Source organism: Microbacterium testaceum StLB037 (assembly GCF_008763945.1).
GTDB lineage: Bacteria > Actinomycetota > Actinomycetes > Actinomycetales > Microbacteriaceae > Microbacterium > Microbacterium testaceum_G.
Window position 1 is genome coordinate 34,409 of record NZ_VTQH01000001.1, and the last position, 24,090, is coordinate 58,498.

At 70.6% G+C, this 24,090-nt stretch carries 32 protein-coding genes; 17 read left to right on the top strand and 15 right to left on the bottom strand.

Annotation, left to right across the window (positions count from 1 at the left end):
- Positions 1-48: 48 nt before the first annotated feature.
- The gene (locus F9B98_RS00185; RefSeq protein ID WP_150951378.1) at positions 49-396 is read right to left on the bottom strand and encodes a biopolymer transporter Tol; all 348 of its coding nucleotides are present in this window, start codon (positions 394-396) and stop codon (positions 49-51) included.
- Positions 397-626: 230 nt separating this feature from the next.
- On the opposite strand from F9B98_RS00185, the gene F9B98_RS00190 reads away from it, so the two are divergent.
- The 3 genes from F9B98_RS00190 to F9B98_RS00200 all read left to right on the top strand — a co-directional run bounded on the left by F9B98_RS00190 (position 627) and on the right by F9B98_RS00200 (position 2,467).
- Positions 627-911, top strand: a complete 285-nt coding sequence (locus F9B98_RS00190; protein ID WP_150951380.1) for a hypothetical protein — start codon at positions 627-629, stop codon at positions 909-911.
- Positions 912-927: 16 nt separating this feature from the next.
- Positions 928-1,131, top strand: a complete 204-nt coding sequence (locus F9B98_RS00195; RefSeq protein WP_013583139.1) for a cold-shock protein — start codon at positions 928-930, stop codon at positions 1,129-1,131.
- Positions 1,132-1,282: 151 nt separating this feature from the next.
- Entirely contained in the window at positions 1,283-2,467 is a 1,185-nt protein-coding gene (locus F9B98_RS00200; RefSeq protein WP_150951382.1) for a fatty acid desaturase family protein, read from the top strand.
- Between the two features lie 51 nt (positions 2,468-2,518).
- Here the strand turns inward: F9B98_RS00200 and F9B98_RS00205 are convergent, their stop codons facing one another.
- Together F9B98_RS00205 and F9B98_RS00210 are read right to left on the bottom strand one after the other, a co-directional pair.
- Positions 2,519-3,073 (bottom strand): M15 family metallopeptidase, encoded by a 555-nt coding sequence (locus F9B98_RS00205; RefSeq protein WP_225310162.1) that lies wholly within the window; start codon positions 3,071-3,073, stop codon positions 2,519-2,521.
- A gap of 127 nt (positions 3,074-3,200) precedes the next feature.
- On the bottom strand, positions 3,201-3,704 hold the full coding sequence (locus tag F9B98_RS00210) for a metallophosphoesterase family protein (protein ID WP_150951384.1): 504 nt from the start codon (positions 3,702-3,704) through the stop codon (positions 3,201-3,203).
- 78 nt (positions 3,705-3,782) lie between these two features.
- Between F9B98_RS00210 and F9B98_RS00215 the strand changes: the two genes are divergently transcribed.
- Both F9B98_RS00215 and F9B98_RS00220 read left to right on the top strand, forming a co-directional pair.
- Positions 3,783-4,451, top strand: a complete 669-nt coding sequence (locus tag F9B98_RS00215; protein WP_150951386.1) for a response regulator transcription factor — start codon at positions 3,783-3,785, stop codon at positions 4,449-4,451.
- Positions 4,444-5,520, top strand: coding sequence for a sensor histidine kinase (locus F9B98_RS00220; RefSeq protein ID WP_150951388.1), 1,077 nt, complete (start codon positions 4,444-4,446; stop codon positions 5,518-5,520). Before F9B98_RS00215 ends, F9B98_RS00220 begins: the two co-directional genes overlap by 8 nt.
- Positions 5,521-5,525: 5 nt before the next feature.
- On the opposite strand, the gene F9B98_RS00225 is transcribed toward F9B98_RS00220, so the two are convergent.
- Positions 5,526-5,963 carry a VanZ family protein gene (locus tag F9B98_RS00225; protein WP_225310163.1) on the bottom strand — a complete coding sequence of 146 codons (438 nt, stop codon included), beginning with the start codon at positions 5,961-5,963 and terminating at the stop codon, positions 5,526-5,528.
- Positions 5,964-6,074: 111 nt separating this feature from the next.
- Between F9B98_RS00225 and F9B98_RS00230 the strand changes: the two genes are divergently transcribed.
- Entirely contained in the window at positions 6,075-6,455 is a 381-nt protein-coding gene (locus F9B98_RS00230; protein WP_225310164.1) for a DUF3054 domain-containing protein, read from the top strand.
- Positions 6,456-6,488: 33 nt separating this feature from the next.
- On the opposite strand, the gene F9B98_RS00235 is transcribed toward F9B98_RS00230, so the two are convergent.
- The gene (locus tag F9B98_RS00235) at positions 6,489-6,998 is read right to left on the bottom strand and encodes a glycine cleavage system protein R (protein ID WP_150951393.1); all 510 of its coding nucleotides are present in this window, start codon (positions 6,996-6,998) and stop codon (positions 6,489-6,491) included.
- A 63-nt stretch (positions 6,999-7,061) separates the two neighbouring features.
- On the opposite strand from F9B98_RS00235, the gene F9B98_RS00240 reads away from it, so the two are divergent.
- Together F9B98_RS00240 and F9B98_RS00245 are read left to right on the top strand one after the other, a co-directional pair.
- Entirely contained in the window at positions 7,062-7,340 is a 279-nt protein-coding gene (locus F9B98_RS00240; protein WP_150951395.1) for a DUF6412 domain-containing protein, read from the top strand.
- A 115-nt stretch (positions 7,341-7,455) separates the two neighbouring features.
- Positions 7,456-8,187, top strand: a complete 732-nt coding sequence (locus F9B98_RS00245) for a YidC/Oxa1 family membrane protein insertase (protein ID WP_150951397.1) — start codon at positions 7,456-7,458, stop codon at positions 8,185-8,187.
- Here the strand turns inward: F9B98_RS00245 and F9B98_RS00250 are convergent.
- From F9B98_RS00250 to F9B98_RS00260, 3 genes are all read right to left on the bottom strand, one after another.
- Positions 8,159-9,433: an MFS transporter gene (locus F9B98_RS00250; protein ID WP_150951399.1), complete on the bottom strand. Its 1,275-nt coding sequence runs from the start codon at positions 9,431-9,433 to the stop codon at positions 8,159-8,161. The genes F9B98_RS00245 and F9B98_RS00250 overlap by 29 nt on opposite strands.
- Positions 9,434-9,558: 125 nt before the next feature.
- A complete protein-coding gene (locus tag F9B98_RS00255; protein ID WP_150951401.1) occupies positions 9,559-9,774 on the bottom strand; it encodes an SCO4848 family membrane protein in 216 nt (71 codons plus the stop codon).
- Between the two features lie 47 nt (positions 9,775-9,821).
- Positions 9,822-10,163 carry a TraR/DksA family transcriptional regulator gene (locus tag F9B98_RS00260; protein ID WP_150951403.1) on the bottom strand — a complete coding sequence of 114 codons (342 nt, stop codon included), beginning with the start codon at positions 10,161-10,163 and terminating at the stop codon, positions 9,822-9,824.
- Between the two features lie 52 nt (positions 10,164-10,215).
- Between F9B98_RS00260 and F9B98_RS00265 the strand changes: the two genes are divergently transcribed.
- Positions 10,216-10,593: a DUF2834 domain-containing protein gene (locus F9B98_RS00265; RefSeq protein WP_150951405.1), complete on the top strand. Its 378-nt coding sequence runs from the start codon at positions 10,216-10,218 to the stop codon at positions 10,591-10,593.
- Between the two features lie 115 nt (positions 10,594-10,708).
- On the opposite strand, the gene F9B98_RS00270 is transcribed toward F9B98_RS00265, so the two are convergent.
- A complete protein-coding gene (locus tag F9B98_RS00270) occupies positions 10,709-11,569 on the bottom strand; it encodes an SDR family oxidoreductase (RefSeq protein ID WP_150951407.1) in 861 nt (286 codons plus the stop codon).
- A gap of 93 nt (positions 11,570-11,662) precedes the next feature.
- On the opposite strand from F9B98_RS00270, the gene F9B98_RS00275 reads away from it, so the two are divergent.
- From F9B98_RS00275 to F9B98_RS00285, 3 genes are all read left to right on the top strand, one after another.
- Entirely contained in the window at positions 11,663-12,031 is a 369-nt protein-coding gene (locus F9B98_RS00275) for a winged helix-turn-helix transcriptional regulator (protein WP_150951409.1), read from the top strand.
- Between the two features lie 2 nt (positions 12,032-12,033).
- Positions 12,034-13,089, top strand: coding sequence for an FUSC family protein (locus tag F9B98_RS00280; protein WP_191966597.1), 1,056 nt, complete (start codon positions 12,034-12,036; stop codon positions 13,087-13,089).
- 81 nt (positions 13,090-13,170) lie between these two features.
- A complete protein-coding gene (locus tag F9B98_RS00285) occupies positions 13,171-13,824 on the top strand; it encodes an LON peptidase substrate-binding domain-containing protein (protein ID WP_150951411.1) in 654 nt (217 codons plus the stop codon).
- 158 nt (positions 13,825-13,982) lie between these two features.
- On the opposite strand, the gene F9B98_RS00290 is transcribed toward F9B98_RS00285, so the two are convergent.
- From F9B98_RS00290 to F9B98_RS00305, 4 genes are all read right to left on the bottom strand, one after another.
- Complete coding sequence (locus F9B98_RS00290) at positions 13,983-14,759, bottom strand: isocitrate lyase/PEP mutase family protein (protein ID WP_150951413.1); 777 nt, start codon at positions 14,757-14,759, stop codon at positions 13,983-13,985.
- Positions 14,756-15,430, bottom strand: coding sequence for an SDR family oxidoreductase (locus tag F9B98_RS00295; protein ID WP_150951416.1), 675 nt, complete (start codon positions 15,428-15,430; stop codon positions 14,756-14,758). Before F9B98_RS00295 ends, F9B98_RS00290 begins: the two co-directional genes overlap by 4 nt.
- A gap of 1 nt (position 15,431) precedes the next feature.
- Positions 15,432-15,815, bottom strand: coding sequence for a PPOX class F420-dependent oxidoreductase (locus tag F9B98_RS00300; protein ID WP_150951417.1), 384 nt, complete (start codon positions 15,813-15,815; stop codon positions 15,432-15,434).
- A 91-nt stretch (positions 15,816-15,906) separates the two neighbouring features.
- Positions 15,907-16,305, bottom strand: a complete 399-nt coding sequence (locus tag F9B98_RS00305) for a YchJ family protein (protein WP_150951420.1) — start codon at positions 16,303-16,305, stop codon at positions 15,907-15,909.
- A 47-nt stretch (positions 16,306-16,352) separates the two neighbouring features.
- Between F9B98_RS00305 and F9B98_RS00310 the strand changes: the two genes are divergently transcribed.
- Positions 16,353-17,264 (top strand): 5'-3' exonuclease, encoded by a 912-nt coding sequence (locus F9B98_RS00310; RefSeq protein WP_150951422.1) that lies wholly within the window; start codon positions 16,353-16,355, stop codon positions 17,262-17,264.
- Positions 17,265-17,274: 10 nt separating this feature from the next.
- Here the strand turns inward: F9B98_RS00310 and F9B98_RS00315 are convergent, their stop codons facing one another.
- Positions 17,275-18,267 carry a PHP domain-containing protein gene (locus F9B98_RS00315; protein ID WP_150951425.1) on the bottom strand — a complete coding sequence of 331 codons (993 nt, stop codon included), beginning with the start codon at positions 18,265-18,267 and terminating at the stop codon, positions 17,275-17,277.
- 2 nt (positions 18,268-18,269) lie between these two features.
- A complete protein-coding gene (gene trpD / locus F9B98_RS00320; RefSeq protein WP_150951426.1) occupies positions 18,270-19,331 on the bottom strand; it encodes an anthranilate phosphoribosyltransferase in 1,062 nt (353 codons plus the stop codon).
- A 156-nt stretch (positions 19,332-19,487) separates the two neighbouring features.
- Here trpD and F9B98_RS00325 point away from each other — a divergent pair, with 156 nt between their 5' ends.
- The 4 genes from F9B98_RS00325 to F9B98_RS00340 are packed head-to-tail and all read left to right on the top strand — an operon-like array spanning position 19,488 to position 23,912.
- Positions 19,488-20,159, top strand: coding sequence for a heme-copper oxidase subunit III (locus F9B98_RS00325; protein WP_150951428.1), 672 nt, complete (start codon positions 19,488-19,490; stop codon positions 20,157-20,159).
- A 16-nt stretch (positions 20,160-20,175) separates the two neighbouring features.
- The gene (locus tag F9B98_RS00330; protein ID WP_150951430.1) at positions 20,176-20,988 is read left to right on the top strand and encodes a c-type cytochrome; all 813 of its coding nucleotides are present in this window, start codon (positions 20,176-20,178) and stop codon (positions 20,986-20,988) included.
- A gap of 39 nt (positions 20,989-21,027) precedes the next feature.
- Positions 21,028-22,086, top strand: a complete 1,059-nt coding sequence (locus F9B98_RS00335) for a ubiquinol-cytochrome c reductase iron-sulfur subunit (protein ID WP_150951431.1) — start codon at positions 21,028-21,030, stop codon at positions 22,084-22,086.
- Entirely contained in the window at positions 22,083-23,912 is a 1,830-nt protein-coding gene (locus F9B98_RS00340; protein ID WP_150951433.1) for a cytochrome b, read from the top strand. The genes F9B98_RS00335 and F9B98_RS00340 overlap by 4 nt, the downstream gene beginning before the upstream one ends.
- Positions 23,913-24,090: the final 178 nt, after the last annotated feature.

Genomic DNA, 24,090 nt, shown 5'->3' on the forward strand with positions numbered 1-24,090 from the left:
GACTCCTTCGGTTCGAACCCTCATCGAACCGCGCTCACCCGCCCCGCGCTATGTGTTGACGTCGGTCGCCCCGTCTGCTCTCGCCGGAGGCGCGAGACGGTCGAGTTCTTCCACCGCGTCCCGCGCGCGGCCGATGCGCGCCTCGACCTCGTCGTCCCACCAGCGCGGCCCCCGCTCGCCGAGACCGTGCTTGGCCAGGTCCACGCGGCGACGCGCGGCGGCCACCGCATCGTCGCCCTCCTTCTTGGCCACCCGCACCGCCGAGCGCGCGCGACCCAGGTGCGAACGCAGCCGTGCGGCCAGGTCGTCGGGAAGTTCCGGATCGGTCCGCCGCCACCGCCGCCCGTCGATGACGAGCCAACGCTCGTCGTCGGTGCTCTCCTGCGCGGATGCCATGACCCCAGTGCACCCGTCGGACGGCGGTGGCGAAATCTCCCGGGCACGGGAGAGACATCCGTGCTAGCGTGGGCCGTATTCGTTCTGGGACTTGCTTCATCGACGCCCGCCTCATCGTAGAGATGCCGGGCGCACGGCGCCGAGCCGTTTCCGACAGCATTCCCTCCTCTCACCATCGTGTGCCTCGCTCGACGACTTCGGTCCTCGCCTTGCACTCGCGGAAAGTTCTCGTGTCTCTGCTTCACCCTTCGCCACTGTCGTGGCGCCAGGCCGATCTCGACGTCTACGTCGCGACGGTCGGATCCGACTACGCCGGTTTCGTCGGCGCGGCCACCTCGGGCTACGAAGCCCAGGGTCCGCTCGGCGAGAATCTCGGTGTCCACACGTCCGTCGGAGCGGCGCAGGCCGCCGTCGACGGGCACCGCGTACGCGCCACCACCACGGTGACGCGTCGTCCCCGTCCGCTCCGCACTCGTCGGAACGGCGCCCACGGCCGCAGCTGCGGCCCAACATGAATAAAGGAAGAACACGATGGCCACTGGCACCGTGAAATGGTTCAACTCCGAAAAGGGCTACGGCTTCATCGCTCCCGACGACGGCTCCGCCGACCTGTTCGCGCACTTCAGCGCGATCCAGGGCAACGGCTTCAAGGAGCTCACGGAAGCGCAGAAGGTCGAATTCGACGCTGAGCAGGGCCCCAAGGGCATGCAGGCGGCGAACATCCGCCCCCTCTAAGCTCCGCTTACCCCGGAAGCCGGGTTCGTCGCCAGCGCGACGACCCGGCTTTCGCTGTTCCACGGCGCGTTCGTGCACCCTTCGGTTACAGGTTCCCGTGAGCATCCTGGGCGTATGCACGTATGCCCGACGCTCCATACGACGACCCGTAATGTGGGCGTCAGCCCGGGTAGCCGCCCCGGCTCGAGGCCTCCGGCCACCCCCACCCGAGGAGCTGCTGATCGCTTCCCCCGTCGTCGAGTCCCGCCTCGGCCCCATCCGTCAGACCTATTCCGGCACCACCGAATTCCCCCCGATCACCAAGGCCTATACAGAGCTGTCTCAGGTCGTCCGCGAGAGCGGTCTGCTGGTGCGCACGCCCGGCTTCTACGCCCTCGTCGGCGCCGCGATCGTGCTCGGCTTCGCCGGGTGCGTGACCGGGTTCATCCTGCTCGGTGACAGCTGGTTCCAGCTGATCATCGCGGCGGTGCTCGGCATCCTGTTCACCCAGGTCGCCTTCCTCGCGCACGAGGCGGCGCACCGCCAGATCTTCGCCTCCGGTCCCGCGAACGACCTGCTGGGTCTCCTCATCGGCAACGGGGTCGTGGGCATGAGCCGGTCGTGGTGGGCGTCGAAGCACACCCGCCACCACGCCAACCCGAACCGCGTCGGCAAAGACCCCGACATCGAGATCGACACCATCTCGTTCCTCGACGTCGACGCGGCCAAAGCCCGCGGCATCCAGCGCTGGATCACGAAGCACCAGGGTTACCTCTTCTTCCCGCTGCTGACCTTCGAGGGGCTGAACCTCTACGTCCTGGCCCTGCGTCACCTGTTCTCGCGCGGCGAGATCAAGGACCGCTGGAAGGAGCTCGGTCTGCTGGCCGTGCGCCACGCCCTCTTCATCGCGCCGATCTTCATCTTCCTGCCGGTCGGTCTCGCGTTCGCGTTCTTCGGCGTCTCGGTCGCGGTCTTCGGGATCTACATGGGCGCGTCGTTCGCCCCCAACCACAAGGGCATGCCGATCATCGAGCCGGGCGCGAAGCTCGACTTCTTCAGCAAGCAGGTGCGCACCTCGCGCAACGTCTCGGGCGGCTGGTGGGCCACCTGGCTCATGGGCGGTCTGAACTACCAGGTCGAGCACCACCTCTTCCCGAACATGCCGCGCCCGCACCTCAGCAAGGCCCGCGTGATCGTGCGCGAGCACTGCGAGACGCTGAACGTCCCCTACGTCGAGACGACGCTGTTCCAGTCGTACGGCATCGTCATCGCCTACCTGAACCGGGTCGGGCTCGCCGCTCGCGACCCGTTCGAGTGCCCCATGACCTCGGCGCAGCGCCACCTCACGGTGGAGTGAGCCGCTGAACCACGACGGCGCCGCACCCGGGAGGGGCGGCGCCGTCGTCGTTCAGCCCCGCGCGTCGGCCATCGGCTCGGGGCACTCGCCCCCGGCATCCGTCGCCTTCTCGAAATGCCACCGCTCGTTCGCGTAGGTCTGACACAGGCCCCACATGCGCCCGTGTTCGATGATCCACAGCTGCGCGTCGAGCGAGCCGATGTCGACGGCGTGGCCGGTGACGTGACTCGACCCCTCGGGTGAGGCGACGTACTGCCGCGCGATCGCTTCGGTGCCGTAGGTGCGGATCGCGTCGCCGAGCAGCCACCGCTGGTAGTCCGCGCTGCGCCACCCGCTCGTGATATCGAACACGATGCCGTCGACGGCAGCAGCGGCCTGCGCGGAGCGGAGCGCCTCGCGCAACTCGTCGTCGAGGCCCGTCATCGCCGGATGCACGTCGTCGTCGACGCTGAGGGCCGACTCCGCGGGGATCATGCCGTCGGCCTCGGTCGGTGAGAAAGGGGTGCGCGCGCTCAGCCCGGCCGAGAAGGACGACGCGGTGTTCATCGCGAGGAGCACCGCCACCACGGTGAGGACGAGGGCGAACGCCGCCGCGACGGCGAGCACCGCGATGCGGCGACGGGAGGGGATTCGATGCGGGATGCCGAGGATGCCATGTCCCCAGTCGAACCGGGGCCGCGTTGTCCGGGCGTATGCCTGACCCGATACGGCCCCGATACATCCGGGGCGCGGCTCAGTCCCGCGACACCTCGTGCAGCACGACGTCGCGAACCTCGCCGTCGACAAGCGTTGCCGTCATCAGCGTGCACGCCGGCTGTCGCCGGCGGTCGGTCGGCGAGCCCGGATTGAGAAGGCGCAGACCGTTCGGGGTCACGGTGTCCCACGGGATGTGGCTGTGCCCGAACACGAGCAGGTCGGCGTCGGGGAAGGCGGCATCCATCCTCTTCTCCCGTCCGGTCGATGCCCCCGTCTCGTGCACGACCGCCACACGCACCCCGTCGATCTCGGCGCGGGCGACCTCCGGCAGGCGAGAGCGCAGGTCGTCGCCGTCGTTGTTTCCCCAGACGCCCAGCACGGGTCCGAGAGTCTCGAGCTCGTCGAGCACGCTCGCGCTCACCCAGTCGCCCGCGTGCACGATGAGATCGACTCCGGATGCCGCCAGCCGCACCGCTTCGGGAAGCACGCGCGCCCTCGTGGGCACGTGCGTGTCGGCCACGAGGAGCAGTCGGGTCGCCATGCCTCCACGCTACCGACGCCGATCGGGGTGCGGGCCGGGCATACGTCGGCGATACACCCGCCCGCCTACGATGACGGGATGCGCGTGCTGATCGTCGAGGACGAACCCTTCCTCGCCGAGGCGATCCGCGACGGTCTGCGTCTCGAAGCGATCGCGGCCGACATCGCGGGCGACGGCGACACCGCGCTCGAGGTGCTCGGCTACACCGCGTACGACGTCGTGGTGCTCGACCGCGACATCCCCGGGCCCAACGGCGATGAGATCGCCCGGCACCTCAGCGCGCAGCCCACCGCCCCGCGCGTGCTGATGCTGACCGCCGCCGATCGCCTCGACGACAAGGCGAGCGGGTTCGAGAGCGGCGCCGACGACTACCTGACAAAGCCGTTCGTACTGCGCGAACTCGTGATGCGCCTGCGCGCCCTCGCGCGCCGACCGGCGGCCTCGACCCCGCCGGTTCTCGAGCAGCACGGCATCCGTCTCGATCCCTTCCGCCGCGAGGTCTACCGCGACGGGAGATATATCTCGCTCACCCGCAAGCAGTTCGCGGTCCTGCAGGTGCTGATGGGGGCGGACGGCGGGGTCGTCAGCGCCGAAGCCCTGCTCGAGCGCGCGTGGGACGAGAACGCCGACCCGTTCACGAACGCCGTGCGCATCACGATCTCGACGTTGCGCAAGCGGCTGGGTGAGCCGTGGCTCATCCAGACGGTCGCGGGGGTCGGGTACCGCATGGGGCCCGTCGATGCGTGAACGCGCCCCCGGGCTCTCGGTGCGCCTCAAGCTCACCCTGAGCTACGCGGGCTTCGTGGTGATCGTGGGCATCGCCGTGTTCGTGGTGGGCTTCCTCGTGCTGCGCTTCCTGCCCGAAGGCAATCTCTACTCCGAGAGCGGGTTGTTCACCCCCGGCCGGGGCGATCTCACCGAGGTGTTCGTCCGGTACGCGTGGTACGCCGTGCTCGCCCTGGCCGTGCTCGGCCTCGGCGGCGGCTGGATCGTGTCGGGCCTCATGCTGCGCCCGCTTCGTCGGATCACGGATGCCGCTCGCGCGGCGCGCGACGGCGACCTCGCGCACCGCGTCGAGCTGACCGGACGCCGCGACGAGCTGACCGACCTCGCCGACACGTTCGATGCGATGCTCGCGCGCGTCGAGGAGACCCTCGAGGAGCAGAAGCGCTTCGCCGCGAACGCCTCCCACGAGCTCAGGACCCCGCACGCGACGATGCGCACCCTGCTCGAAGTGGCCCGGGCCGACCCCGCCGGAGTGGACCTGGAGCGGCTGCTGCACCGCCTCGACCTCACGAACGAGCGCGCGATCCGCCTGATCGAGGCTCTGCTCGCCCTCGCCCGATCGTCGCGCGAGCGCGCTCTCGCGCCCGAGCCCACGGGGGTGGACGACCTCGTCGCGACCGTGGTGGCCGAGGCCGGGCCCGGTGCCGGAGACCTCGATCTCGCCCTCGTCGGCACCTCGGGCGGGATCGCGCGGATCGACGAGACCCTCGTTCACCACGCGGTGACGAACCTCGTCCGCAACGCGCTCGTGCACAACGTCCCGGGCGGGTGGGTCCGCGTCGCGGTGAGCGGCGGAGCCGACGAGGTGATCGTGGATGTGGTCAACACCGGAGAACCGCTCTCGCGCGAGCTCGTCGCGACCCTTCCCGAGCCTTTCGTGCGCGGAGCGGGCCGGACGCGCGGGCGCGCTGACGGCACGGGTCTCGGACTCGCGATCGTCGCCTCCGTCGCCCGCGCGCACCGCGGCCGGCTGGAGTTGTGGCCCCGCGACGGCGGTGGCCTGCATGCCCGGCTGCGCCTGCCCCGCTGAGGGGCTCAGCGTCGCGCCGAACGCCCGACCCGAGCGGTCACGCGCAGCACGATCACGACAACGGTGCCGATCGCGGCCCCGATCGTGTTCGACACCACGTCCTCGGCATCCGGAACCCGACCCGGAATCGCCGCCTGCAGCGTCTCGACCGTGAACGACACGAGAGCGCAGAGCACGAGGGATGCCGGTGCCCACCGCAACGGCAGGAGCACAGCGACCGCGGCCCCGAGAGGTACGAAGAACGCGATGTTCAGGGCCACATCGGCTCCCGCACCGAAGAGCAGGGCACTCCAGGACGGCGGGAGGCCGTCGAGCGCGTCGAGGACGAAGGTGCGGGCGGGCCAGGCGAGGGCGCGGGGGGCGAGGGTGAGTGCGACGACCGCGGCGAGCACGGCACCCGCGATCAGCACGCGCGCGGGGGTGAGGACGGGATGAACGGACACGAAAACCTCCAGGATCGGACGGTTCCATCCCAGCCACCGCGCTGTTGCCCCGGTGTCTCGGCCTCGCGATACGCGCACGATATGTCTCCGCGGGGGCGGGACAATGGACGGGTGTCCTCTCCGCGCCGCTCCCCCGTCCCCGCCCTGATCGTCGACGTCGTGCTCGTCGTCGTGTTCGCCGCGATCGGGCGCGCGACCCACGACGGCGATGTGCTCGGCCCGTTCGGCTCGGGGCTGGCCACCACCGCGTGGCCGTTCGTGGTGGCTCTGCTCGTCGGGTGGCTCGTGACGCGCGCCTGGCGGCGCCCCATCGCCCTCGTCACGACCGGTCTGCCCGTGTGGGCGATCACCGTCGCGCTGGGCATGGTGCTGCGCGCGGTCAGCGGTCAGGGCGTGGCGGTGGCGTTCGTCATCGTCGCGACGATCACCGTCGCGCTGTTCCTGCTGGGGTGGCGCGCGGCCGCCCGTCTGGTGACGCGGCGGCGGGTCTGAGCTCCCCGCCCGCCCGGCGCGCGCGCCGTGGTCTCAGTCCGTGAGCGTGACGTCGACCTGGATCTCGGTCGCCAGACGCTCGAGTTCGCCGACCAGATCGTCGACGGCGACGTCGGCCGCCACCGTCGCGGTGATGGAGGCCTCGAACAGGCGCCCGCCGGCCATCGCGGCGTCCGTCGTCTGGGTCGTCATGCGTTCGATGCTCGCGCCATGAGCGCTCAGGGCCGCCGACACCTCGCGCACGATGCCGGGGCGGTCGTTGCCGACGACGTCGAAGGTGACGGTGCGCCCGGGGTTCTCGGCCGACCCCGCGCCCGCGTGCACGGTGACGGCGAGGGTTCCCGCGAGCCCCTCGAGGGCGACGCGCAGGTCGTCGGCGCGCTCGGGCGTGACCGAGACCTCCACGATGCCGGCGAAGGCTCCCGCGAGTTCGGCGAGCTCGCTGTTCTCCCAGTTGCCGCCGTGGGCGTCGACGATGTCGGCGACCGCGGACACGAGGCCCGCGCGGTCGTCGCCGACGACGGTGAGGACGAGGGTGGTCATGCCGACAGCGTACCGATGGCCGCGCTGATACCGTGAAGTGTCCGCACGACAGGAGGTGAGCGCATGATCGCGTCGATCATCGCGACGATCAACCTCCTGCTCGCGTTCGCCGAGCTGGCCCTGACCCCCGGTTCCGACGCCCCGCTGCTGGCGGTCGTGCTCGCCGCGGCCGTCGTCGTCACCGTCGCCGTCGTGCTGCTCGTCGTGCCCGGGCTCGTGGCATCCGCCCCTCGACCCTCCCCGCGCCCGATCGACCCCTCCGCGCTCGTGGCGCAGAGCGATCCGGATGCCGCGGGGCACCCGCGCCCGCGCGCCCCGGGGCTCGCGATCCCGGTCGCGTAGCCCGCCGTCCGCCGCCCTCGCGGCATCCGGTGCCCTCACGCGACCGCCGGTCGCTCGTGCGCTCTCGCGCCGACGACCGGTCCTCCCGTGATCGCCGCACCGATTGGACGCCCCGTTGGACCTCTTCGCCTTTCCTCCCCTCGCCCTGCTCCTCGACCTGACCACCCGAGCCCTGCTCGCCCTCACCTCCGCCCTCGAGCCCATCGCCGGGGGCTCTGCCGCCGCCGTGGCCGTCGTCGTCGTGACGCTGCTCGTGCGCCTCATGCTGATCCCGGTCGGGGTCTCGCAGGCCCGCGCCGAGCAGACTCGTGCCCGTCTCGCCCCACGCCTGCGCACGCTGCAGCAGCGGTGGAAGGGCAACACCGAGCGCCTCCAACGCGAGACGATGCAGCTGTACCGCGACGAGGGGGCGTCGCCCGTCGCGGGGTGTCTGCCCCTGCTCGCGCAGGCCCCCGTGGTGGGGCTGCTCTACGCCGTGTTCCTGCACCCCACCGTCGGCGGGCAGGCCAACGCCCTGCTCGCGCACGAGCTGCTCGGCGCCCCGCTCGGGCGCAGCCTCATCGCCGCCGTCACGACCGGGACCGCGGATGCCGGGACCCTGGCGGTGTTCGCGGTGCTGGTGACCGTGATCGTCGCCGCCGCCGAGCTGACGCGCCGCCTGTTGCGCCCGGCCGTCGACCCGTCGGCGCCGGCCTGGTCGACGGGACTGTTCGGGGCACTGCAGTTCACCACCGCGGTCGTGGCCCTCTTCGTTCCTCTCGCCGCCGCCCTCTACCTGACGGTGACCACGGTGTGGACACTCGTGCAGCGGGTCCTGCTCAGACGGCGCTATCCGCTGCCGGCGTGAGCGCTGAGCGAGCGTCCCACCGCGTCGTCCGTGACGCGTTCACCGCCGCCATCGCCAGCACCAGCAGCGCGGCCGCGGCAGGGAAGAGCAGGGCGGTCTCGACCGAGACGTTCTCGGCCACCGCCCCGGTGACCGCCGACGACAGCGCCTGGGCGAGCGTGAGGGCCGAGGCGAGGATCGTCATGGTCGAGGCGGTGCGCCCGCGGGGGGCGCGGTGCCCGGCGAGGCTGAACAGCGTCACGAGCGAGGGGCCGACGCCGATGCCCATCAGGCACAGCACCAGCGTCACCGTCGGCACCGATCCGCCGACCGAGTACGCCCCCGCCGAGGCGGTGAGGATGATGGCGAACGTCACGAGACGCCAGCGCAGCGTGAACCGCTCGGGGATCACCGCGACGGCCAGCGCCAGCACGGCCGAGCCCACGCCCATCACGCCGTACAGCAGCGCGCCCGCCTCGGGAGCGCCCTGCGCCTCCATGAACGCGGTCAGCGAGGTGAGGGTCGATCCGAAGAACAGCCCGACGCCGAACACGGCCGCCACCAGCACGAGCATCCGGGGGTGCAGCAGCTCGCGGAACGGCGCCATCGCGGTGCGTTCCGACCGCTCGGGGACCGCACGCCCGGTGGGGTGCAGGGCGAAGGCGGTGACGAAGACGAAGCTCAGCAGCGCGGCGCCCGCGATCGGCGCCCACGGCGCGATGAGCGCGGCCAGCACGCCGACCACGAACGGGCCGATGACGAAGGCGGTCTCGTCCGCGGCCGACTCGTACGCCATCGCGCGCGAGAACGTGCGCTCGCGCCGCGTGGGGTGCACGCGGTCGCCGATGAGGGCCATGACGCGGCTGCGCGACATCGCCGCCGTCTGCGGTCCGGTGAGACCGATCGCGGCGGCCGCCGCCAGCAGCAGTGCGTCGGAACTCGCGGCCTGCACGACGAGGGGGAAGAGAGCGAGCAGGATGCCGTTCGCCAGCCCCACCGGCACGAGCACGCGCCGCTGTCCGAAGCGGTCGGCGAGGTCACCGAGGACGGGGCCGGCGGCGACCACACCCAGACCGACGGCGGCCGAGGTCAGGCCGCCGAGGGCGACCGAGCCGCGCTCGGCGACGACGATGGCCAGCACCCCGACGGTCATCATCGCGAACGGCAGACGAGCGATGAACGCGACGGGGAAGTACCAGAACCCCGTGTGGTGGATCAGGGAGCGGTGGGCGGCCGTGGGGGCGGGGTGGCGTGCGGGCGCAGACATGGAGCGGTCTCTCGGAGGCGATGGAACGTGCCGCCTTGCCGGGTCCGGTAGGTAGTTGCACAGCGTGCGGTGGGCGAACCCACCCGACGATTCTACCGCGGGGCGCCGGAAAGCGCCCGGGAGAGTCAGCTCACCAGGGCGGCGATGGCGGCGATGACGGATGCCAGGGCCAGCACCAGAGCGAGGGCGATGAGCACCGTGTGCACGATCAGGAACGCGGTGGGCTTTCCCGCGGCATCCCGCGCGCGCGGGTCTTTCGCGATGCGCGGGTAGAAGCGGGGCCACACGACGGCGTTGAACACGGCGTTGGCGAACAGCAGCACGATCAGCAGGGGTTCCACGCTCCGAGCCTAGGCGTGCTGCGCGGCTCCGGCCGTCCGGCGGCCGCTCACGCCGCGCACGAGATGCAGCGGCGCGCGAAGGGCAGCGCCTCGAGCCGGGCGTCCGCGATGGGCCGGCCGCACGTCTCGCACACGCCGAAGACTCCGGATGCCACCCGCTCGCGCGCCGCGGCGATCTCGGCCCGCTCCGCCTCGGCACCACGGCGCAGGGCGTCGACCTGAGCCCACTCCCCCGACAGCGTCGAACCCTCGGGGTCGTGCTCGTCGTCGGCGGTGGCGTCGGCACGGTCGTGCCGAAGACTCGCTTCGTCGTCGCGCAGGCGCGACAGGCGGTGCTCGACCTCGCGCTCGCGGTCATCGAGCATGCGCGTCGCGGTGCTGGCATCCATTCTTCGACGCTAGCCCCCACCGCCGACATCGGCGCTGCGGAAGGATCGGCTCATGAGCGCACTCCGACGACACTGGACCCCCACCGCCGTGGCCTTCCTGGTGCTGGCTGTCGCCGGTCTCGTGGGCACCTGGACCTTCAACGTCTTCGCGATCGTGCAGATGCGCGACTTCATCGGAGACCTCGTCTCGAGCGGGCCGGCGGTGTCGTCGATCACCGTCGACCTCCTCGTCGTGGCGGTCGCGGGGAGCATCTTCATCATCGTCGAGGCGCGACGGCTCGGCATGCGATTCGCGTGGCTGTACATCGTGCTGTCGGGGCTGACGGCTTTCGCGTTCACCTTCCCGCTGTTCCTCGCGATGCGCGAGCGGCGGCTGACCGCGCTGCGCTCCTCCGCCGACTCCCCCACCCGCCCCGCTGATCCGGCATGACCCGCGCGGACGGGCCAAGCGCGTGAGTCCGGCTAAGCGCGTGAGTCGCCACGATTTGTCGCCGCGTGAGGGTGGGAAGCGACAAAAGATGGCGACTCACGCGAGAGGGTCCGGCTCAGCGGGCGGCGAGGCCCTCGCGCAGACTCTCGACCAGGGGCGTCGTCGGGCGGCCGATGATGCGCGACAGTGAACCGTCGGTCTTCTCGAGAGCGCCGCGAGCGATCGCGTCGTCGATCCCGGCGACGAACGCGGCGGTGCCGGCATCCAGGCCCGCCGCCTTCAGCCCCTCGGTCAGCTGCTCGACCGAGACGCGCGTGTACGTCACCGGACGACCGAGCACCTCGGTCGCCGCTGCGGCGAGCTCGTCGTACGTCCACGCGACGTCGCCGCCGACCTCGATGGTCTGCTCCGCCAGGTCGTCGGTGGTGAGGGCGATGGCGGCGGCCTCGGCGTAGTCGCGACGGCTCGCGCTCGCGACACGGGCGTCGCCGGCGGCCGCGACGATCTCGCCGGTGTCGGCGGCGCGAGCGACGGCGTCGAGGTAGTTCTCGGTGTACCAGTTGTGGCGCAGGATCGTGGCGCTCACGCCCGAATCGGCGATCGCCCGCTCGGTGGCCTTGTGATCGGCGCCGAGGGCGTAGTCGACCTCGTCGACGCGCGGGGCGCTGGTGTACACGAGGCGCTCGACGCCGGCGGCACGGACGGCGTCGATGACGTTGCGGTGGCCCGCCACGCGGTCGGCATCGGTTCCCGAGATGAGCAGCACGCGCGTCACGCCGTCGAGGGCGGGGGCGATGGTCTCGGGACGGGCGTAGTCGACTTCGGCGACGCCGATCCCGCGCGCGGCGAGGTCGTCGACCTTGGCGGGGGTGCGCACACCGGCCACGATGTCCGAGGCCGCGACGCCGCGCTCGAGGAGGGCTTCGACGACGAGACGGCCGAGGTGTCCGGAGGCGGCGGTGACGAGGAGGGTCATGATGGAATCCTTTCGATGGGTTCGTCGGGCTCAACACCTCGACCCCGCACGCATTCCGGAATGCCGGTACCCACTTTCCGGTTAGGTACTCACATGAGCGTCAGTCTTGCGTCGTTGCGCGCCGAACAGCCCGGTCTCTTCGCCGACGGGTGCCCGACCCGCACGGTCCTGGACCACGTGATGGGCAAGTGGGGCATCCTCGTCCTGCTCGCTCTCTCGGACGGTACCCAGCGGTGGGGCGCTCTGCGCCGCGCCATCGACGGAATCAGCGAGAAGATGCTCGCCAGCACGTTGAAGACGCTCGAGGCCGACGGCCTGGTCCTGCGCACCGCCTACCCCGAGGTGCCGCCGCGCGTCGAGTACGCCCTGACCGATCGCGGGCGCGACCTCATGACCCACGTCATCCCCCTCATGGGCTGGGTCGCCGAGAACGCGATCGAGATCGTCGGACGACGGAGGTGACGGTGCGCATCCCCTCCGCCCGCGCCGTGCGCGACAGCCTCACCGTCCGCGCCCCGCGCCGAGTGCCCCTGCTGCAGGTCGCGAAATCCGCCCTCGCGATCGTCACCGCCTGGCTGCTCGCCGGGTGGTTGGTGCAGGGCCCCCCGCCGATCTTCGCCGCCATCGCCGCCCTTCTGGTCGTGCAGCCGAGCATCAACCAGTCGTTCACGCGCGCCGTCGAGCGCAGCGTCGGCGTGATCGTGGGGGTGCTCATCGCGGCCCTTCTCGGTCTCGTCTTCGGCTCGCAGCCCTGGGTGGCACTGCTGTCCGCGGGAGTGGCACTGCTCGTCGCGTGGGCCGCGCGCATCTCGGCCGGAGCCACGAACCAGATCGCCATCAGCGCCCTGCTCGTGCTCGCCCTGGGCACGGCAACACCGAACTACGCCCTCGACCGCGTCCTCGAGACCCTCATCGGCGCAGCCATCGGCATCGTCGTGAACGCGGTCCTCGTGCCGCCCGTGCTCGTGCCCACCGCGCGGACCAAGATCGACGTCCTGGGGCGCGAGCTCGCGGCAGCGCTCGAGCGTCTCGCCGACGCGCTCGAGACCCCGCAGACCGCCGCGTCGCTCGAGGGGCTGCTTCTCGAGGCGCGCCTGCTTCGCCCCGTTCGGGATGCCGCGGCCGACGCGATCCGCGACGGCGCCGACTCGCTGGCGCTCAACCCCCGCAGCGGTCGGCACCGCGCCGACCTCGCGGAGATGGACGCGCTCGTCGAACGCTTCAGCCCCGTCGTCACGCAGACGATCGGGATGACGCGTGCCGTCTACGACGGCTACGAGCAGACGATCCCCGACGAGCCCGCCGTCCGCGCGATCGCCGAGCAGCTGCACCGCGCCGCGCACGACGTGCGGCTGGCGTTCGCGCTCGACGCGGGCCCCGAGCGTGTCGTCGAGGAGGAGCCAGCCCTCACCCGGCCCCTGCAGATCCGCACGCCGTCGACCGCGCACTGGGTGCTCGTGGGCTCCCTGCTGATGGACCTGCACCGCGTGCACGAGACGCTGAGCGACGACCAGGACTGATCGACCGGTCCGACCTGGGAACTCGCTCGCTGATCGCGCTCCCCCGGCCCCTCGGCTCCCGTCCCCTGCTTGACTGAGGGCATGGGTACCGCGATGTTCCCCCTCGGAGCCGTCCTCTTCCCGCACACGCCCCTCGCGTTGCGGATCTTCGAAGAGCGGTATCTCGTCATGCTGGGGCGTCTGCTCGACGAGACCGATCCCGCCTTCGGCGTCGTCCTCATCGAGCGCGGCAGCGAGACGGGCGGCGGAGATCAGCGCTTCCCCCTCGGCACGATGGCGCAGTTGAGCCAGGTCGTCCCGCAAGCGGGACAGATGCAGATCGTCGCGCGCGGAACCGAGCGCTTCGAGATCGTCGAATGGCTCGACGACGACCCCTACCCGCGAGCCGATGTGCGCGCGCTCCCCGACCTCGAGTGGCATGACGCCCTGCTCCCCCTGCTGGAGGAGGCCGAACGGATCGTCCGGCGCGTCCTGGGCCGCGCCCAGCTGTTCGGCGGAACGCGATGGGACCCCGAGGTCGAGCTCGCGGAGGAGCCGCTCCCTCGCGCGTGGCAGGTCGCGGCGATCGCCCCGCTCGGCGAGCTCGATCAGATGGAGCTGCTGCGGTCGGTGACCCTCGGCGGGCTCCTGCGCGCGACCATCGATCTCACGCTCGCGGCCGAGCCGCTGCTCGGCGATCCCGTGCCCGACGGCGTGATCGTCGTCGAGGACGAGACGCCGGGCGACGAGGACTGACTCCGCCAGCGCGCGGAGCGGCCGGCGAGACGCGCTGACACGCCGCGCACGGCGAGGAAGCGGGCCGAACCGGACCGCCGGCGCCGGCGCGCCCGCCTGAACGACGGCGGCCTCGACCAGGCCGGGACGCCGCGCTGAGCGACGCCCCGGCCCTCTCGTCAGTTGAGTTCGCGCACCGACGACGGGATGACCCCGTTGCCGTACAGGTCTATCGCGAGGTCCTGCAGCGCGGTGAGCGCGACGCGCTGCGTCAGTGGACCGTAGGAGATCCGCGCGACGCCGAGCTTCTCGTACTCGGCGGCCGAGAGGGCGCCGGGGAAGCCGATGACGCTCAGCCGCTGCGGTCCGAGACCGTCGACGAGCCGACGGGTGGTCTCGGCGTCCAGCAGCCCGGGCACGAACACCGAGGTCGCCCCGGCGTCGAGGAAGGCGCGGCCGCGCTTCACGGCATCCGCGATCTTATCGTCGAGCGGTCGATCGCCACCCTTGACGAAGACGTCGGTGCGCGCGTTCAGCACGAAGGGAACCCCCTCGGCCTCCCCCGCCGCGATCACGGCCTCGACCGCGGCCACCGCCTCGTCGAGCGGCTTGACGCGGTCCTCGACGTTCGCTCCGACGACACCGACGCCGATCGCGCGCCGCGTGGTCTCGCCCGGGTTGCCGAAGCCGGCGTCGAGGTCGGCCGTCACCGGGACGTCCACCGCGGCGACGATGCGCCCGACCATGTCGAGCATGACCTCGAGCGGGATGTTCTCGCCGTCTTCGTACCCGAAGGCCGCGGCGATCGAGTGCCCGGCCGTGGCCAGCGCCTTCGTCTCGGGGAGAGCGGCGACCGCTTTCGCCGACACGACGTCCCAGATGTTGACGACCCGCAGGATCTCGGGGGCGGTGTGCAGCTCCGCGAACGACTCGGCCTTCTCGCTCAGCGCGTTCATGCCTGTGCTCCGTCCACGCGACCGGCGTCGGCCACGACGGCCTCGGCGATCAGGGTGTCCCCCGCGCCGAAGCGGATGAAGCGCCCGACGGTCGCCGGCTGCACGAGCACCGCGGCCGCGACGGCGGCCACATCGGCGCGCGAGACCTCGGCCCTTCCCTGGGGCGCCGTGGTGATGCGGCCGGTGGGCTCGCCCTCGGTCAGGGTTCCGGGACCGAGGATCGTCCAGTCCAGGTCGCTCGCGCGCAGGTGGTCGTCGGCTGCGAGCTTGGCGTCGGCGTACGCGTAGAACGAGTCGTCAGGGTCGATGCCGTGATCCGGCGTCGACCCGATCCACGAGACCATCACGAAACGGCGCACGCCCGCCCGCGACGCCGCGTCGACGGCGCGCTGCGCGGCGTCGCGGTCGACCGCGTAGGTGCGCTCGGCGCTGCCGCCGCCCGCTCCCGCCGACCAGATCACCGCGTCGGCTCCCGAGAAGGCCTCGGCCAGGGCGTCGACATCGGCCTTCTCGACGTCGAGCACGAGCGGCTTTCCCCCCGCGCTCTCGACGTCAGACGACTGCTCGGCCGCGCGGATGACCGACGTCGCCTCGTCGCCCCGGTCGGCGAGCAGCCGAGCCAGGTGGAGGGCCACCTTGCCGTGCCCTCCGATGATCACGATGCGTTCCATGTCACTGTCCTCCCACTTTGTCGATCGACATCTTCAGAATCACCCGGTCGGCGCTATCCGGCGGCGCCTCCTGCTGGGCGTTGCCGTACCGCTGCCCGAGGCGCACGTAGAAGGCCCCCGTCGGGTCGGGTTCGGCCTCGACGAGGCGACCGCGCACTTCGATGTAGCGATAGGGGCGCCCGGGGTCGAACACCATCAGGCTCATCGAGGGGTTGCGCTGCAGGTTGCGGAACTTCTGCCGCGTCGTGGTGTGCGTGAAGAGCAGGTGTTCTCCGTCGAACTCAAACCACATCGGGTTGACCTGCACCGTGCCGTCGGGGCGAACGGTGCCGAGGCTGCCGTAGTTCGGGTTCTCGAGGAGGTCGCGCTGGTCGTCGGGGATCATCCGTGTCCTTTCGCCGAGGATCCGCGTCCGACCCTACAAACGACCCCCGACATCGCCCGCGGGGTTGACGGCCTCCGGCGGCGGCTCCGGTTCAGCCGACGTCGCCGTCGACGTACACCCAACGTCCCCCGCGCCGTTCGAACCGGCTCCGCTCCCGCAGCTCCCCGCGCTCCGCACCGTGCCGCCACCCTGCGCGGAACGTCACGGTCGCGGCATCCGCCCCCTCCGACGCGTCCTCGATCACGAGCCCCGTCCACCTCGTGCCGTCGTGGACGACGATGTCGTCGGGACGGGTGCGCGGATGCCAGGACCGGGCGAGGTGCGCCGCGTCGCCGACGGAGAAGGCGGTGTATCGCGAGCGCATCAGCCGCTCGGCGCTCGGGGCGGGGGCGCCATCGAGGATCGGCCCGCAGCACTCTCCGAAGGCGGCGCGACCGCACGGGCACGCGGCATCCGGAGCCGGACGACGGGAGGCGGAGCCGAAGGACATCCGGCCACTCTAGGTCAGCGCGGCACCCCGCGTGCCAGGATCGAGAGGTGACCGATCGCCTCATGCTCCTCGACACCGCCTCGCTGTACTTCCGCGCGTTCTACGGGGTGCCCGACAAGGTCAAGGCCGCCGACGGCTCGTCGGTCAACGCGGTGCGCGGTCTGCTCGACATGATCGCGAAGCTCGTCACGGCGTACCGGCCCACCCGTCTCGTCGCGTGCTGGGACGACGACTGGCGCCCCGCGTGGCGGGTCGACCTGCTGTCGAGCTACAAGGCCCACCGCGTGGTCGAGGCCGTGCCCGCCGGTCCCGACGTCGAGGAGGTGCCCGACCCCCTCGAGGCGCAGATCCCCCTGATCCGCGAGGCGCTGGCCGTGCTCGGGATCCCCGTCGTGGGCGCCGCGGAGCACGAGGCCGACGACGTGATCGGAGCCCTCGCCACCCGCGCCGACGTCCCGGTCGACATCGTCACCGGCGACCGCGACCTCTTCCAGCTGGTCGACGACGACCGCGGCATCCGGATCGTCTATACGGCCCGCGGTATGAGCAACCTCGAACTCGTCGACGACGCGGTGGTCTACGCCAAGTACGGCGTCCACGCGCACCAGTACGCCGACTTCGCCGTGCTGCGCGGCGACCCCTCCGACGGTCTGCCGGGGGTGGCGGGTATCGGCGAGAAGTCCGCGGCGTCGTTGCTGGCCGCGTGCGGCGACCTCGACGGCATCCGGTCCGGGGTCCTCGACGGCACCGCCGGAACCCCCGCGCAGCGCGCCAAGATCGCCGCCGCCGCGGACTATCTCGAGGTCGCCCCGACCGTGGTGCGGGTCGCCCGCGAACTCGACCTCGCGCCCTTCGACGACCGTCTGGGCCCCGTCGACCGCTCCGCCGCCGAAGACCTCGCCGAGCGCTGGAACCTCGGATCGTCGATGACCCGAGCGCTGGCCGCCCTCCCCGCCTGAGTTCGCGCGCTCAGCGGCTGCGCTCGAGCCAGGCGCGCAGGCGATCGAGCGGCCAGGTCGTGACGATCCGGTCGACCGGGACTCCCGCGGCCTCGGCGCGCGCGGCGCCGTAGTCGAGCAACGAGAGCTGTCCAGGAGCGTGCGCGTCGGAATCGATCGAGAACAGGCACCCCGCCTCGATCGCGAGCGCGAGCAGGTCGTCGGGCGGGTCCTGCCGCTCGGGCCGGGAGTTGATCTCCACGGCCACGCCCGAAGCCGCCGCCGCCGCGAACACCTCGCGCGCGTCGAACTCCGACGGAGGCCGCGTCCCCCGCGCCCCCTCCACCAGCCGGCCGGTCACGTGGCCGAGCACGTCGACCCGGGGGTCGCTCGCCGCCGCGACGAGACGCTTCGTCATGGGCCCGCGTTCCATGCGGAGTTTGGAATGAGCGGATGCCACGACCACATCGAGCGCGTGCAGCAGCGCGTCCTCCTGATCGAGGGCGCCGTCGTCGAGGATGTCGACCTCGATCCCGGTCAGGAGAGTGAACCCCCCGCCGCGATGCCCCCGGACGATCTCCATCTGCGCGCGCAGCCGCTCGGGCGACAGGCCGTTCGCGACGGTGAGCCGCGGGGAGTGGTCGGTCAGCGCGAGGTACTCGTGACCGAGGCCGCGTGCCGCATCCACCATCGCCTCGATGGGCGTCAGGCCGTCCGACCACTCGCTGTGGCTGTGCAGGTCGCCCTTGAGCTGCGCGCGCAGCTCCGCGCCGCCCGTGGGCGCCGACTCGGCGCGCAGCTTCGCCAGGCGTTCGGGCACCTCGCCCGCGAGCGCCTGCTGGATGACCGCGAAGGTCGACTCGCCGATCCCCGCGCGGCGACGCAGGGCGGGGTCGCGCAGCTGCGCGTCGCTCAGCCCCTCGATCGCGGCGGCGGCCGTGCGGAACGCCTTCGACTTGTAGCGCGACGACCTCTCCCGCTCGAGCAGGTACGCGATCTCGGTGAGGGCGTCGAGCGGGTCCACGGCTACTCCGCCAACGCTCTCGAGGCCTCGACCCACTCGTCGAGCTTCGCGGCGGCGCGGCCGTCGTCGATCGCGGCCGCGGCATCGGTCATCGCCTCCGACAACCGCTCGAGGATCGGACGCTGCACCTCGGAGGCATCCTGGAACAGTCGGAACGACACCAGGCCCGCCGCCGTGTTCAGCAGCACGATGTCGCGCACCGCACCCCGGTCTCCGGCGAGCACCCGCCGCACGACGCCGGCGTTGTGATCGGGAGCCCCGCCCAGCAGGTCGTCCGTGTCCGCCAGAGGGATGCCGAGATCCCGCGGATCCAGATCGTGCTCGTGGACGTCGCCGCGGCTGATCTCCCACACCCGGCTGTGGCCGGTCGTGGTCAGTTCGTCGAGGCCGTCGTCGCCGCGGAAGACGAGCGCCGTCGCACCGCGCGTGCGGAAGACGCCGGTGATCAGCGGCACGCGATCCAGGTGGGCGACGCCCACCGCGTTGGCCTCGGCGCGCGCGGGGTTGCACAGCGGGCCGAGGAAGTTGAAGACCGTGGGAACGCCGAGCTCGGAGCGGGTGGCCGCCGCGTGGCGGAACCCCGGGTGGAAGGCCGAGGCGAACGCGAAGGTGATGCCCGTGCGATCGAGGATCTCGGCGACCTTCTCGGGCGAGAGCGTCAGCCCGATGCCCAGCGACGACAGCACGTCCGACGAGCCCGACGCCGAGCTGGCGGCGCGGTTGCCGTGCTTGACGACGGGAACTCCGGATGCCGCGGCCACGACGGCCGCCATCGTCGAGATGTTCACGGTGCCGTAGCGGTCACCGCCCGTGCCCACGATGTCGAGGACCTCGGCGCGCACCGGGAGCGGCACGGCGGCTTCGAGGATGGCATCGCGGAAGCCGACGATCTCTTCGACCGTCTCACCCTTGGCCCTCAGCGCCATGAGGAAACCGCCCAGCTGAGAGGGCGTCGCCTCGCCCGCCATGACCTTGCGCATGGCCCAGGTCGACTCCGACACGCTCAGGTCGGTGCCGGCCAGAAGCGCCGAGAGCAGGTCCGGCCAGGTGAAACGTTCCGCCATGCCTCGATCCTTCCACACGCGTGTCGTGGATCCTTCGAACGGGTGCCGCTGGCGGGGCGTGGTCGTCCGCACCGGCGAAACCGACGCCGTACCGGGGATTACTTGCAGATTCTGAGGCTTCCCTAAGTCTCGATGATGGAATATCGCAGGCTTGTGATGGGAATATCGGCCCCTCGGATCGCGCATAATGGAACGGTGACGACCTCAGCGACGTATTCCCAGGCTGTGCGTGCCGTGAAGCGGCCCGACCCGGTCGCCGTGGGCACCATCGTGTGGCTGGGCAGCGAGGTCATGTTCTTCGCCGGCCTGTTCGCGATCTACTTCACCCTCCGCAGCACGTCGGCCTCCCTGTGGGCCGAAGAGACGCAGCTGCTCAACGTCCCCTTCGCGACCGTCAACACGATCATCCTCGTGCTGTCCTCGGTCACCTGCCAGATGGGCGTCTTCGCCGCCGAGCGGTACCAGCCGTACCGCACGGGCAAGGCCACCGGCTTCCTGAAGTGGGGAATGGTGGAGTGGTTCTACCTCACCTTCATCCTCGGCGCGGTCTTCGTGTCGGGTCAGGTGTGGGAGTACGCGACCCTGGTTGCCGAAGGCATGCCCATCAGCGCCAACCCCTACGCCTCGGCCTTCTACATCACCACCGGCTTCCACGCCCTGCACGTGACGGGTGGCCTGATCGCCTTCCTGCTCGTGATCGGTCGCGCGTACGCCGTGAAGAACTTCGGTCGGAAAGAGATGACCACCTCGATCGTCGTGTCGTACTACTGGCACTTCGTCGACGTCGTCTGGATCGCCCTGTTCTTCGTCATCTACTTCCTCAAGTAAGAGAGCAGTACTCCACATGGCACGCGAGAAGAAGACTCGTCGGGCGTCCGGGCGTCGTAGCCCCCTGGCCGCCGCCGCGCTCATCGGCATCGGACTCCTCCTGACCGGAGGCGTCTACGCCGGCGCAACGGCCGCGATGGCCGCCACCTCCAGCACCCCCACGAGCGAGGCGAACTCCGCGTCGGCGGTCGAGGAAGGGCAGAAGCTCTTCCAGGCGAACTGCGCCACGTGCCACGGTCTCGACCTCCAGGGCAGCCAGCAGGGCCCGTCGCTCTTCGGCGTCGGCGAGCTCTCGGTGCACTTCCAGGTCTCCACCGGTCGCATGCCCCTGCAGGCGCAGGGTCCGCAGGCTCCGGTCAAGCCGCCGCAGTTCACGGACGAGCAGGTCAACGCCATCGCGGCGTACGTGCAGTCCGCCGCCCCCGGCCCGAGCTACCCCAGCGAAGAGATCGTCGACGGCCAGGGCGACCTGTCGCACGGTGCGGAGCTCTTCCGCATCAACTGCGCCATGTGCCACAACGTCGCCGGCGCGGGCGGCGCGCTCACCGAGGGCAAGTGGGCCCCCGACCTCCACACGGTCTCGTCGGTCAACATCTACGCGGCCATGGTCACCGGCCCGCAGAACATGCCGGTGTTCAACGACCTGAACCTGACCCCCGAAGACAAGCGCGACGTCATCTCGTACCTGATGTACCTGCAGAAGAACGACTCCCCCGGTGGTTACGCCCTGGGCTCGCTCGGACCGGTGTCCGAGGGTCTGTTCATCTGGATCTTCGGTATCGGAGCGCTCATCGCCCTGACCGTGTGGATCACGGCGAAGTCCAACTGACCGTCGTCTTCGACATTACGTAAACGCACGAGGAGCACCATGGCACACGAGGACGACGCACTCGAGCACGAGAGGGCTTCCTGGAAGCCCACCTCGGGGCTCGCCGTCGCGGTTCCCGACGCCGTACAGAACCCCGGCCTTCCCGGCCACCGTCAGCGCATGACCGACCAGGACCCGCAGGCGATGAAGCGTGCGGTTCGCACGGTCTACACCCTGTTCTACTTCTCGGTCGCGGCGAGCATCTGGGCGAGCATCGCCTACATGATCTTCCCGATCGAGTCGGGCGCGCTGATCGACATCCGCTACAACAATCTGTTCATCGGACTGGGCATCGCCTTCGCGCTGCTCGCGATCGGCATCGGCACCATCCACTGGGGCAAGTCGGTCATGTCCGACAAGGAGTACATCGAGGACCGTCACGCCACCCGTGGTCGCGACGAGGTCCGCGAGGGTGCCGTCAACGTCTTCGCCGAGGCCGACAAGGACTCCGGGTTCGGACGACGCGAGATCATCCGCAACTCGATGTTCGCCGCCCTGGCCGCCTCGGTCATCCCGGGCATCACGCTCTTCCGCGGTCTCGCTCCTCAGGACCAGGACCCGGTCAAGCTCCTCAGCCACACCATGTGGAAAGAGGGCATGCGCCTGACGCACGACCCCTCCGGTCGTCCGATTCGGGCCGCCGACGTCACCCTCGGCTCGGCGTTCCACGTCATTCCCGAGGAGCTCGCGGGCCTCGGTCACGACGAGGGCTACCTCGAAGAGAAGGCCAAGGCGATCGTCCTGCTCATGCGCATGCAGCCCGAGCAGCTGAACCCCGAGACCAACAACCTGGACTGGTCGTACGACGGCATCATCGCGTACTCGAAGGTCTGCACCCACGTCGGTTGCCCCGTCGCGCTCTACGAGCAGCAGACCCACCACCTCCTGTGCCCCTGCCACCAGTCGCAGTTCGACGTCGCCAACGGCGCGGCCGTCATCTTCGGCCCGGCCGCCCGTCCCCTGCCGCAGCTCCCCATCACCGTCGACGCCGAGGGTTACCTCGTCGCGCAGAGTGACTTCCACGAGCCCGTCGGCCCCAGCTTCTGGGAGCGCTCATGAGCATCGGTACCCATCCCACCGAGAACGTCACCACCGAACCCGCGGTTCACGCGGGTCCCCCCGCCACCAGCGGGCGCGACGGCAAGCCGCTCGGCGGACGCTTCGTCGGTTCCGTCGCGAACTACATGGACGAGCGCACGAGCATGTCGGGCATCGTCAAGGAGCTCGGCCGCAAGGTCTTCCCCGACCACTGGTCGTTCATGCTCGGCGAGATCGCGCTGTGGAGCTTCGTCGTCGTGCTGCTCTCCGGCACATTCCTGACGTTCTTCTTCCAGGCCTCCATGGTCGAGACGCACTACAACGGTGCGTACGAGCCGATGCGCGGCATCGCGATGTCGGCCGCCATGGAGTCGGCGCTGCACATCTCCTTCGACCTGCGCGGTGGCCTCCTCGTCCGTCAGATCCACCACTGGGCCGCGCTCGTGTTCGTCGCCGGTATCGGCGTCCACATGTTGCGCGTGTTCTTCACGGGTGCTTTCCGCAAGCCCCGCGAGCTCAACTGGGTGGTCGGCTTCATCCTCTTCATCCTCGCGATGGCCGAGGGCTTCACGGGCTACTCCCTCCCCGACGACCTGCTCTCGGGTAACGGTCTGCGCATCATCGACGGCATGATCAAGGGCCTGCCGATCATCGGCACCTGGACCTCGTTCCTGCTCTTCGGCGGCGAGTTCCCGGGTACCGCGATCGTCGGACGCCTCTACACGCTGCACATCCTGTTGCTGCCGGCGATCCTCGTCGCGCTCCTCGCAGTGCACCTCATGCTGATGATCATCAACAAGCACACGCAGTTCGCCGGGCCCGCCCGCACGAACAGCAACGTCGTGGGCTACCCGATGCTCCCGGTCTACGCCTCCAAGATGGGCGGCTTCTTCTTCATCACGTTCGGTGTGATCGTGCTGATCGCCGCGCTGGTGACGATCAACCCGATCTGGAACTACGGTCCCTACGACCCGTCCCCGGTCTCGGCGGGAACGCAGCCCGACTGGTACATCGGTTTCGCCGACGGCATGCTCCGCCTCATCCCGCCGCACCTCGAGTTCGTGCTCTGGGGCCACACCTGGTCGTGGAACATCATCATCCCCGTGGGCGTCCTGGGTCTGTTCATCGTCCTGGTGCTCGTGTACCCCTTCATCGAGGCGTGGGTGACCGGCGACAAGCGCGAGCACCACATCGCCCAGCGTCCGCGCAACGCCGCCACGCGCACCGCGATCGGTGCAGCCGGCGTGACGTTCTACGCCGTCATGTGGGCCGCAGCGTCGTCCGACATCGTGGCCACGCACTTCCACCTCACGATGGAAGGTGTCATCCACGTCCTGCAGGCCCTGCTGATCCTGGGCCCGATCCTGGCGTACTTCGTCACCAAGCGCATCTGCATCGCGCTGCAGAAGAAGGACCGCGAGATCGCGCTGCACGGCTACGAGTCGGGTCGCATCGTGCGCCTTCCCGGCGGCGAGTACATCGAGGTCCACCAGCCCGTCGATGAGTACGAGCGCTGGAAGCTGGTCGACAACGAGACGTACGAGCCCCTGGTCGTGCGTCCCAACGCCAACGGCGAGATCCCCTGGTACGAGAACGTCCGCGGGGCGGTGTCGCGCTGGTTCTTCGAGGACCGCCTGGCTCCGCTCACGCAGGCCGAGCTCGATGCCGCGGTGGCTCACCAGCACCACGAGCTCGACCACATCGACCACGAGGAGGCCGACGAGATCGCCGGCGCCAACGCCCGTGCCGATGAGGACGGACGCCCCCGCAACGAGGTCGGCGGCCGCGTCGAGGTCGAATTCCCCACCCCGAAGAGCCTGCGCCCCGAGGGCGACAAGAGCGAGTAATCGTTGTGAGACGAGACCCCGGTGCTTCGGCACCGGGGTCTCGTGCATGTGTGGGCACCTTCGCGTCCTGACGCGGAACGTGGTCCGTGCCCGTCCGCGGCGATGCGTCAGCTGACCCTGACGAGGGAGGGCGGGCTGTGGCAGAGATGCGTGGGGGCTTGGCATCCGTCCCCCTCCC

What these genes read in the sequence shown, in the direction of transcription:
- F9B98_RS00185 (WP_150951378.1), bottom strand. Translation starts at nt 396, where the DNA reads ATGGCATCCGCGCAGGAGAGCACCGACGACGAGCGTTGGCTCGTCATC.
- F9B98_RS00195 (WP_013583139.1), top strand. Translation starts at nt 928, where the DNA reads ATGGCCACTGGCACCGTGAAATGGTTCAACTCCGAAAAGGGCTACGGC.
- F9B98_RS00200 (WP_150951382.1), top strand. Translation starts at nt 1,283, where the DNA reads ATGTGGGCGTCAGCCCGGGTAGCCGCCCCGGCTCGAGGCCTCCGGCCA.
- F9B98_RS00210 (WP_150951384.1), bottom strand. Translation starts at nt 3,704, where the DNA reads ATGGCGACCCGACTGCTCCTCGTGGCCGACACGCACGTGCCCACGAGG.
- F9B98_RS00215 (WP_150951386.1), top strand. Translation starts at nt 3,783, where the DNA reads ATGCGCGTGCTGATCGTCGAGGACGAACCCTTCCTCGCCGAGGCGATC.
- F9B98_RS00220 (WP_150951388.1), top strand. Translation starts at nt 4,444, where the DNA reads ATGCGTGAACGCGCCCCCGGGCTCTCGGTGCGCCTCAAGCTCACCCTG.
- F9B98_RS00235 (WP_150951393.1), bottom strand. Translation starts at nt 6,998, where the DNA reads ATGACCACCCTCGTCCTCACCGTCGTCGGCGACGACCGCGCGGGCCTC.
- F9B98_RS00240 (WP_150951395.1), top strand. Translation starts at nt 7,062, where the DNA reads ATGATCGCGTCGATCATCGCGACGATCAACCTCCTGCTCGCGTTCGCC.
- F9B98_RS00250 (WP_150951399.1), bottom strand. Translation starts at nt 9,433, where the DNA reads ATGTCTGCGCCCGCACGCCACCCCGCCCCCACGGCCGCCCACCGCTCC.
- F9B98_RS00260 (WP_150951403.1), bottom strand. Translation starts at nt 10,163, where the DNA reads ATGGATGCCAGCACCGCGACGCGCATGCTCGATGACCGCGAGCGCGAG.
- F9B98_RS00265 (WP_150951405.1), top strand. Translation starts at nt 10,216, where the DNA reads ATGAGCGCACTCCGACGACACTGGACCCCCACCGCCGTGGCCTTCCTG.
- F9B98_RS00270 (WP_150951407.1), bottom strand. Translation starts at nt 11,569, where the DNA reads ATGACCCTCCTCGTCACCGCCGCCTCCGGACACCTCGGCCGTCTCGTC.
- F9B98_RS00275 (WP_150951409.1), top strand. Translation starts at nt 11,663, where the DNA reads ATGAGCGTCAGTCTTGCGTCGTTGCGCGCCGAACAGCCCGGTCTCTTC.
- F9B98_RS00285 (WP_150951411.1), top strand. Translation starts at nt 13,171, where the DNA reads ATGGGTACCGCGATGTTCCCCCTCGGAGCCGTCCTCTTCCCGCACACG.
- F9B98_RS00290 (WP_150951413.1), bottom strand. Translation starts at nt 14,759, where the DNA reads ATGAACGCGCTGAGCGAGAAGGCCGAGTCGTTCGCGGAGCTGCACACC.
- F9B98_RS00295 (WP_150951416.1), bottom strand. Translation starts at nt 15,430, where the DNA reads ATGGAACGCATCGTGATCATCGGAGGGCACGGCAAGGTGGCCCTCCAC.
- F9B98_RS00300 (WP_150951417.1), bottom strand. Translation starts at nt 15,815, where the DNA reads ATGATCCCCGACGACCAGCGCGACCTCCTCGAGAACCCGAACTACGGC.
- F9B98_RS00305 (WP_150951420.1), bottom strand. Translation starts at nt 16,305, where the DNA reads ATGTCCTTCGGCTCCGCCTCCCGTCGTCCGGCTCCGGATGCCGCGTGC.
- trpD (WP_150951426.1), bottom strand. Translation starts at nt 19,331, where the DNA reads ATGGCGGAACGTTTCACCTGGCCGGACCTGCTCTCGGCGCTTCTGGCC.
- F9B98_RS00325 (WP_150951428.1), top strand. Translation starts at nt 19,488, where the DNA reads ATGGGAATATCGGCCCCTCGGATCGCGCATAATGGAACGGTGACGACC.
- F9B98_RS00330 (WP_150951430.1), top strand. Translation starts at nt 20,176, where the DNA reads ATGGCACGCGAGAAGAAGACTCGTCGGGCGTCCGGGCGTCGTAGCCCC.
- F9B98_RS00335 (WP_150951431.1), top strand. Translation starts at nt 21,028, where the DNA reads ATGGCACACGAGGACGACGCACTCGAGCACGAGAGGGCTTCCTGGAAG.
- F9B98_RS00340 (WP_150951433.1), top strand. Translation starts at nt 22,083, where the DNA reads ATGAGCATCGGTACCCATCCCACCGAGAACGTCACCACCGAACCCGCG.